We start from the raw sequence: 581 nt of genomic DNA on the forward strand, positions 1-581 counted from the left end.
CGGTAGGGTCAGCGACTGGGGTGAAGTCGTAACAAGGTAGCCGTAGGGGAACCTGCGGCTGGATCACCTCCTTTCTAAGGAAGCTGTGGAATTGGTAAGACGACCGGCTAGATCTTCGGATCTCCCCGGTATGAACCTTCCCGTGCTTTTTAGAACATAGATGGCACCAGTCAGGTGACCATCGAAACGCAATACGCCTGCAGATCTGCTTTGCAGACAGCGGGTATGGCGAGCTGCGCCGTCCACGTTTCTCTTTCTTCACGAAGACAAAAAACCGCGCTAGTCCAGTTTGTTCTGGGCCGGTTCCCGAATGGGCCCGTAGCTCAGTTGGTTAGAGCACACGCTTGATAAGCGTGGGGTCGGAAGTTCAAGTCTTCCCGGGCCCACCATTCGCAGATTGTGGATGATGGACTGGGAATTGATTGGGATTGGTGGCGCGGATTGTTGCCGAACTTCAGTTCTGACGAGCTGAAGCGATCGAGCTGGAGGGGCTGTAGCTCAGCTGGGAGAGCACCTGCTTTGCAAGCAGGGGGTCAGCGGTTCGATCCCGCTCAGCTCCACCAAATCGATGGTGTCGAGAC

Annotated in this window: 2 tRNA genes and 1 rRNA gene; all 3 read left to right on the plus strand. The window is 55.8% G+C overall.

Features of this window, described 5'->3' with window-relative positions:
- A 16S ribosomal RNA gene (locus ACPYOI_RS35905) occupies positions 1–74 on the plus strand; the annotation flags it as partial.
- Between the two features lie 238 nt (positions 75–312).
- A tRNA-Ile gene (locus ACPYOI_RS35910) sits at positions 313–389 on the plus strand.
- A gap of 98 nt (positions 390–487) precedes the next feature.
- Positions 488–563: transfer RNA gene (locus ACPYOI_RS35915), tRNA-Ala, on the plus strand.
- The last annotated feature ends 18 nt before the right edge of the window (positions 564–581 follow it).

The organism is Rhizobium sp. SVR5-2C (assembly GCF_056755115.1).